The organism is Oerskovia sp. NPDC057915 (assembly GCF_042887685.1).
Lineage (GTDB): Bacteria > Actinomycetota > Actinomycetes > Actinomycetales > Cellulomonadaceae > Oerskovia.
Genome location: NZ_JBHVOS010000028.1, coordinates 54,065 through 61,436, shown reverse-complemented (window position 1 = coordinate 61,436; position 7,372 = coordinate 54,065). Strand labels below are relative to the sequence as shown.

The 7,372-nt window shown below is 74.9% G+C and carries 8 protein-coding genes; 4 read left to right on the top strand and 4 right to left on the bottom strand.

Translation table 11 applies throughout. The annotated features are described in order from the left end of the window. Positions 1–339 precede the first annotated feature (339 nt). Positions 340–2,994 (top strand): DEAD/DEAH box helicase, encoded by a 2,655-nt coding sequence (locus tag ACFVQ3_RS16905; RefSeq protein WP_387641474.1) that lies wholly within the window; start codon positions 340–342, stop codon positions 2,992–2,994. An 82-nt stretch (positions 2,995–3,076) separates the two neighbouring features. Here the strand turns inward: ACFVQ3_RS16905 and ACFVQ3_RS16900 are convergent, their stop codons facing one another. The 4 genes from ACFVQ3_RS16900 to ACFVQ3_RS16885 form a co-directional block, all read right to left on the bottom strand. Next, positions 3,077–3,430 carry an Rv3654c family TadE-like protein gene (locus ACFVQ3_RS16900; RefSeq protein ID WP_387641463.1) on the bottom strand — a complete coding sequence of 118 codons (354 nt, stop codon included), beginning with the start codon at positions 3,428–3,430 and terminating at the stop codon, positions 3,077–3,079. Beyond that, positions 3,427–3,801: a TadE family type IV pilus minor pilin gene (locus tag ACFVQ3_RS16895; RefSeq protein ID WP_387641461.1), complete on the bottom strand. Its 375-nt coding sequence runs from the start codon at positions 3,799–3,801 to the stop codon at positions 3,427–3,429. Before ACFVQ3_RS16895 ends, ACFVQ3_RS16900 begins: the two co-directional genes overlap by 4 nt. Next, on the bottom strand, positions 3,798–4,010 hold the full coding sequence (locus ACFVQ3_RS16890; protein WP_138826155.1) for a DUF4244 domain-containing protein: 213 nt from the start codon (positions 4,008–4,010) through the stop codon (positions 3,798–3,800). The genes ACFVQ3_RS16895 and ACFVQ3_RS16890 overlap by 4 nt, the downstream gene beginning before the upstream one ends. A 156-nt stretch (positions 4,011–4,166) precedes the next feature. Next, a complete protein-coding gene (locus ACFVQ3_RS16885; RefSeq protein ID WP_387641459.1) occupies positions 4,167–5,123 on the bottom strand; it encodes an alpha/beta fold hydrolase in 957 nt (318 codons plus the stop codon). Positions 5,124–5,298: 175 nt separating this feature from the next. On the opposite strand from ACFVQ3_RS16885, the gene ACFVQ3_RS16880 reads away from it, so the two are divergent. Genes ACFVQ3_RS16880 through ACFVQ3_RS16870 form a run of 3 tightly spaced genes read left to right on the top strand, consistent with a single transcriptional unit; the run spans position 5,299 to position 7,357 of the window. Next, a complete protein-coding gene (locus ACFVQ3_RS16880; RefSeq protein ID WP_387641456.1) occupies positions 5,299–5,706 on the top strand; it encodes a YciI family protein in 408 nt (135 codons plus the stop codon). 12 nt (positions 5,707–5,718) lie between these two features. After that, positions 5,719–6,057, top strand: coding sequence for a YciI family protein (locus tag ACFVQ3_RS16875; protein ID WP_387641471.1), 339 nt, complete (start codon positions 5,719–5,721; stop codon positions 6,055–6,057). Positions 6,058–6,079: 22 nt separating this feature from the next. Further along, positions 6,080–7,357 carry an RNA polymerase sigma factor gene (locus tag ACFVQ3_RS16870; protein WP_387641454.1) on the top strand — a complete coding sequence of 426 codons (1,278 nt, stop codon included), beginning with the start codon at positions 6,080–6,082 and terminating at the stop codon, positions 7,355–7,357. The last annotated feature ends 15 nt before the right edge of the window (positions 7,358–7,372 follow it).

The following is a 7,372-nucleotide window of genomic DNA, read 5'->3' as shown; positions in this document are numbered from 1 at the left end:
CGCCCCCCCGCGCCGCGTTCGCCCGGGGGGCGGGGGCCCCCCCCCCCGGGGCCCCCCCCCCCGCACACGGGTCTACCTCGGCATCGAACCGGCTCTCGCACGAAGGTTCGGCACCCGCACGACCCAGGTGGGAGACTCTGAGACGTGCCCAGCCCGTCGCGAAACCCGGAACCGGACGCCGCGTCGGACGACCCGGCGAGCGTCCCGTCGCGCACCCCCGCCCCGGGCAGCACCGGCACGAGCCCTGCCGTCCCGGCCGTCCCCGACCACGCCGTCCCCGACCGGCCCGGCGCGCTCCTCGACGCCGTCCCCGACCGGCCCGGCGCCCTCCTCGACGTCCTGCTCGCGGGGGGCCGCCGCGCCGACCGGCTGACGCACGTCGAGCACCTGCCAGGCCGCCCCGGCGAGCAGGCGGACTGGCCCCGCTGGGCCGACGCCTCGCTCGTCGCCGGCTATCGCTCGCTGGGCGTCGAGCGGCCGTGGGCGCACCAGGTCGAGGCCGCCGAGGCCGCCTGGTCGGGGCGGCACGTCGCGCTCGCGACGTCGACCGGCTCGGGCAAGTCCCTGGCGTTCTGGCTGCCCGCCCTCACCGCCGTGCGCGCCGACCGTGCCGCGGAGTCCCTGGCTCCGGGCCGGATCGAGAGCGCCCGGACGCGCGGCACGGTCCTCTACCTGAGCCCGACCAAGGCCCTCGCCGCCGACCAGGTCAACGGCCTCCAGCGCCTACTCGACGCCTCGCGCGCGGGCGACGTCAAGGTCTCGACGTGCGACGGCGACACGTCGTTCGAGGAGCGCAAGTGGGTGCAGGAGTACGCGGACGTCGTCCTGACGAACCCCGACTTCCTGCACTTCGCGCTCATGCCCAACCACCGGCGCTGGGCGCGGTTCCTGCGCAACCTGCGCTACGTCGTCGTCGACGAGGGGCACTCCTACCGGGGCGTGTTCGGGGCGCACGTGGCCCTGGTGCTGCGGCGGCTCGCACGGCTCTCGGCGCACTACGCCCCGGCTCCCTCGTCGTCTCCCGGGCTGTCGGACGCGGCAGGCCCTCGAGGTCACGCTCGTCCTGACAGCAGCGCCAGGGGCCTCACGTTCGTCGTCGCCTCGGCCACGACCGCCGACCCCGCGGTGACGGCAGGCCGACTCATCGGGGTCGCGCCCGATCTGATCGTCACGGTCGACGCCGACACGAGCCCCGCCGGCCGCAAGACGTTCGCGCTGTGGCAGCCGCCCGAGGTCCTGGGCCACGAAGCCGCGCAGGCCAGGGCGGCAGCGGCGAACGACCCGGCGGCCGACGCGGCCCTCGCCGAGGCCCTGCTGATCGACCCCACGGCCCACGACGAGCTGGGCCTGACGAACGACCCCGACGAGCCCGCGACCCCGGGCGACTCCCCCGAGCGACCCCGCCGGTCGGCGACGGCCGAGGCCGCGGACCTCCTGGCCGACCTCACGGCGGCGGGCGCACGGACCCTCGCCTTCACGCGCTCGCGCCGAGGCGCCGAGGCCGTCGCGACCCAGACCCAGGACCACCTGCGCGTCGTGTCGCCCCAGCTCGCGCGCCGCGTCGCGGCCTATCGCGGCGGCTACCTCCCCGAGGAGCGCCGGGAGCTCGAGCAGGCGCTGCGCAGCGGCGCGATCCGCGGCCTCGCGACGACCAACGCGCTCGAGCTCGGGGTCGACATCTCGGGGCTCGACGCGGTGCTCATCGCGGGCTGGCCGGGCACGCGCATGTCGGTCTGGCAGCAGGCCGGGCGTGCGGGGCGGGCGGGGGCCGACGGCCTGGTCGCGTTCGTCGCGCGCGAGGACCCGCTCGACACCTACCTGGTGCACCACCCCGAGGCGATCTTCGCCGCGCCCCTGGAGGCCACGGTCTTCGACCCGGCCAACCCGTACGTCCTCGCACCGCACCTGTGTGCGGCCGCCGCGGAGGTCCCCCTCCGGCAGTCGGACCTCTCCCAGTTCGGCGACCCGGCTGCGGTGACCGAGCTCCTGGGCGTGCTGGTCGCGCGGGGTGCGCTGCGCCGTCGGGCGTCCGGGTGGTACTGGACGCACGCCCAGTCGGCCGCCGCGATGACGGACCTGCGCGGCTCGGGCGGCTCGCCCGTGCGCGTCGTCGAGGCCGGCACGGGGCGCCTGCTCGGCACGGTCGACGCCGGGTCCGCCGACGGCTCGGTCCACGACGGCGCGGTCTACGTCCACCAGGGCGTGAGCTACGTCGTGGAGTCGCTCGACCTGCGCGACGGGGTCGCCCTCGTGGCGCGCCGCGACGTCGACTTCGGGACGTGGTCGCGCTCGGTGACCGAGATCGCGATCCACGGCATCCGCGACGAGGAGCCGGGCGAGGCCCCGGCTGCCGGTCCGGGAGAGGCCCCGGGCGAGCAGCCCTCCGTCCCGCAGGGCGCGGCCCCGAACGACGCCGCGCACCCCGCGATCCAGCGCTGGTGGGGGCCCATCGGGTGGGGGTTCGGGCCGGTCGAGGTCACGAGCCAGGTCGTGAGCTTCCAGCGCCGACGCCTGCCGGACCTGCAGATCCTGGGCACCGAGCCGCTCGACCTGCCCGAGCACACGCTCCCGACGACCGCGGTGTGGTGGACCGTCCCGGCCGAGGTCCTCGAGGCCGCGGGCATCGACGCCGACACCGCGCCGGGGGCGCTGCACGCGGCCGAGCACGCGTCGATCGGGCTCCTGCCCCTGCTCGCGACGTGCGACCGCTGGGACCTGGGCGGGGTGTCGACCGCGATGCACGTCGACACCGAGCAGGCCACGGTCTTCGTGTACGACGCGTACCCGGGCGGTGCAGGCTTCGCCGAGCGCGGGTTCCACCTGGGTGCGACGTGGTTGCGAGCGACGCGGGCCGCGATCTCACGCTGCCCGTGCGCGGACGGCTGCCCGGCGTGCGTGCAGTCGCCCAAGTGCGGCAACTTCAACAACCCGCTCGACAAGGCCGCGGCGGTCCGCCTGCTCGACGCGGTGCTCGCGCACGCGCCGTCCGACTGACACCTCGTGCGGTGGGTGCGTGGTTCGGCCGCGGCTCACCGGGCGTGTCGCAGCCGAGTCGTGCACCCACCGGTGGAGGACCTCACCGCGCCGACTCCGGTCCCGCGCGTGCGGCGGCCCGCGCGGTGCCCAGCGCCCCTGTCCATCCCGTCGCCTCGCGCGTCACGTCGACCCGGACGACACCGGCCCCCTGCTCGACGCACGCCACGACCACGGCGCCGTTGCGCTCCGCGGTCTCCCGCGCCGTCGGGCAGGCCTCCCACCCGCGCTGGAGGGCGGTCGCGGCAGCGAGCGCTGCGAGGTCGGCCGCCGCCTGCGCCCTGGCGCGGGCTCCCTGGGCCGAGGCGAGCGCGGCGAGCGCGAGCCCCAGCACCAGGGCGACGGCGATCAGGCCGAGCGCGAGCACGGTTCCCGAGCCGCGGTCCCGAGGTCTCACGGCTCGCTCCACGCGACCGCCGCCCCGTGCGCCTGGAGCGGGGAGCGTGACAGCCATCCGCCGACCACGGGCTGGGCGACCCGCACCTCGACCCACGGGTCGCCGCGCGTGACGGTCACGGTGGCATCAGCCCCCGCCACCTGCCCGACGACGGCGCGCACCGCCGCGTCGTCCTCGCCGATCGCGACGGCCCGGGCTGCGGCGCGTGCGGCGTCGGCGGCCTGGAGCTGCGCGTTCGCCGCCGCGGCGAGCGTGAGGACGGCCACCAGCACGAGGACGACCGCGGGCAGCGCGAGCGCGAGCTCGGCGGTCACCGTGCCGCGCTCACGGTCACGGAACCGCCACCACGCACCGGTGGCCGTCACGCTCACCCGATCGACAGGGCGCGCTGGATGATGCCGAGCAGCATCTCGCGCACCTCGCCGCTCTTGAGGATCGCGATGAGCAGCCCGGCGAACCCGACCGCTGCGATGGTCGCCACCGCGTACTCGGCGGTCGCGAGGCCGGCCTCCGGGTCCTCGCCGCGGACGCGGGCGAGCAGCCCCGCCCACCCCGCTCTCGCTCCGTGCACAGCCTTCATGGGTGCCTCCTCGATCTCGTGGCCCGCCCGTCGCGCGCCGTGCGGACCACTGTGGCGGGCCTCGGGCCCGGCGCGCAGGGCCGGGAGGCGCCTCTGTGGAGCGAGGCTCACGACAAGGGGCTGTGCACGGCCCGTCCAGCCGGACCGCCCGAGTCGCTAGGCGTCGTGCTGCTCCAGCCAGGTGAGGATCACCCGGTTCGTCTCCTCCGGCAGCTCCTGCTGGATCCAGTGACCGCAGTCCAGGTCCACCACGTCCACGCGGGGCACGAACTCCGCGAGCCGCTCCGACCTCGCGACCATGTCCCGTGAGCCGTGGATCATGAGGGCGGGCTGCTCGATGACGGGGTCCGCGTCCGCCAGCAGGTGCCAGTTGCGGTCGAGGTTCCTGTACCAGTTGATGCTGCCCGTGAAGCCCGTCGACTCGAAGGCGGAGACGAAGACGGCCAGCTCGTCGTCGCTCATGAGGGGCTCGCCGCGCGGCGCCTCCGCCCTGGCGAGATTCACCATCGTCATGCCCGGCTCGGGTGCTCCGAGCGGCTCGTTCTTCCGGTAGAGGTTCCGCAGGAACCGGGACGTGCTCCCGTCGAGCACGGCGTCCGCGACGCCGGGCCGGCGGTTGAAGTGGACGAAGTAGAAGTCGCCGCCCAGCATCTCCTCCATGACCTCGATCCAGGGTCGCTCGCCGCGCTCCTGGTAGGGCAGGCTCAGGTTGACCACCCTGCTGACCCGGTGGGGGTGCAGCAGGGTCAGCCCCCAGACGACGAACGCCCCCCAGTCGTGACCGACGAACGTGGCGTCCTCGTAGCCGTAGTGGTCGAGGAGCGCGACGAGGTCCCCCGTCAGGTGCTCGATGTCGTACTCCGTCACGTCGGCCGGACGTGACGAGCCGCCGTAGCCCCGCTGGTTCGGGACGATGACGTGATAGCCCGCCGCGACGAGGCCGGGCACCTGATGGCGCCAGGAGTAGGCGTGCTCCGGCCAGCCGTGGCACAGCACGACGGGCCGTCCTGCGTTCTGCCTGCCGGCTTCGAAGACTTCGAGCTCCACCCCGTTGACGGCCACCAGGGTGGGCTCGGGGAAGTCGGGGACGCTCGGGCTCGTGAGTGGGTTCATGCCGCCATGGTGCACAGCGGTACCGGTCAGCCCGTGTCCGGTTCTCCGCGCGGCCGCCACCTCTTCCCGCGAGACTGGCGGAAGACTGGCGCAAGACTGGTCGGCAGCGGCTGTCGATTCCGTCGGTGGTCACGCGTCATCGTGATGAAGGACCCACCACCCACCTGGAGGAATCATGAGCACCGAGTACGCGATCCTGATCCACGCCCCGGAGGACGGCACGCCCGCCATGCGTCCGGACCTGGCCGCGGAGATCATGGCCCAGCACGACGAGTTCTCGCGCCGCGTCGTCGCCGAGGGGCACCGCATCACGGGCGGCGTCGAGCTCGAGGCCGCCGGGACGGCGACACTGGTCCGCCCGGGCGTCGGGACGACCGAGGGCCCGTTCACCGAGCTCGCCGAGCAGATCGGCGGCCTCTACCTGGTCGTGAGCGACGACCTGCCAGGCCTCGCGACGATCATCGACGAGGTCTTCGCGGGCGACGGCTGCACGTACGAGATCCGTCCCACGGTCGACCACGGGGCGGACGACGCGGCGGGCCCCGCGGGCACGGTCGCGTCGACCGCCGGCGCGGAGGTCTGACCCGTGAAGGTCATGTTCCTGCTGTACGAGGACGAGCAGGTCTGGGCCGCGGCGTCCGCGGACGAGCGGTCGCGGTACATGGTGCAGCACGACGAGTTCGCGGCGTTCCTCCGCGCTCGCGGGACGCTGGAGGCCGCCGAGGCGCTGAGCACGGTCTCGGCGGCGACCACGGTCCGGCGACGGGGCGGTGAGGTCGTCGTGACCGAGGGCCCGTACGCCGAGCTCACCGAGCAGCTCGGCGGGTTCTACCTCGCGGACCTGCCGAGCATCGACACCGCGATCGAGGCCGTCGCCCTCCTGCCGCAGTACACGGTCGAGCTGCGCCCGGTCGTGGACGTGGACGACCTGTGACCCGGTCCCTCGGAGACCACGGATGACGGAGGCCGACGACGCGCTCTCGGACGCCTGGCGGGAGCACTGGGCGCGGTTGCTCGCGATGCTGATCGCGCGCTACCGGCGTCCCGACCTCGCCGAGGACGCGCTCGCAGACGCGTTCGCCGCCGCGGCCCGCACCTGGCCCGTCGACGGCGTGCCGGACTCCCCCGCCGCCTGGCTGCGCACCGCGGCCGGGCGGCGGGTCCTCGACCGCCTGCGCGCGGAGGCCGTCGCCGTCCAGAAGGTCCCGCTCATGATCGTGGAGGCGAGGTCTGCGGCGGACGCGGCCGAGGGGGCCCCGGGTGCGTCCGACGACGGCGCGCACCTGCCCGACGAACGGCTGCGGCTCGTCTTCTCGTGCTGCCACCCGGCGTTGTCGGTCGAGGCTCGCACGGCGCTGACGCTGCGGTTCGTCGCGGGTCTGCCGGTCCCGGACATCGCGCGGCTCTTCCTGGTCCAGGACTCGACCATGGCCGCTCGCCTGACGCGTGCGAAGAAGCGCCTGGTCGCGGCGGGCATCCCGTTCGAGGTCCCGCCGCCCGAGCGCCTGGGCGAACGGATCGACGACGTCGCGTCGGTCCTGTACCTGACCTTCACCGCGGGCTACGCGCCGGGCACGGGGCCGGACGTCCTGCGGGTCGCTCTCGCGGGCGAGGCGATCCGCCTGGGCCGGCTGCTCGACGAGCTGCTGCCGGGCCGCCCGGTGGTGCGTGCGCTGCTCGCTCTCATGGTGCTCCAGCACTCGCGACGGGACGCACGGACCGCGGCCGACGGGTCGCTCGTGCTGCTCGCAGACCAGGACAGGTCGCGGTGGCGCGGGGAGGAGATCGCGTCGGGCCTCGCGCTGCTCGCGTCCGTGCCCGACGACGTCGCGGGCCCCGCGTACGAGTACCGCCTCCAGGCGTCGATCGCCGCCGCACACGCTGTCGCGGGACGCGCCACCGACACCGACTGGGGTGCGATCGCCGACCTGTACGCGGACCTGGAGGTGGTCACGGGCTCGGCGATGGTGCGGCTCGCGAGGTCGGTCGCGGTCGCCGAGGCACGGGGTCCGGCCACTGCCCTCGACCTGATCGACGACTTCGACGGGATCGACGAGGTCCTCCGGACGAGCCACCGGCTGCCGGCGACACGTGCCGAGCTGCTGGCGCGAGCCGGCCGTCCGGCGGAGGCTGCTGCGTCCTTCGAGGAGGCCGTCCGGCGCTGCGGCAACGCGGCCGAGCGTGAGCACCTGGCACGGCGGCTGGCCGAGGTGCGCGCTGTCGCACGGCGGTGATCCCTGGATCTGCGC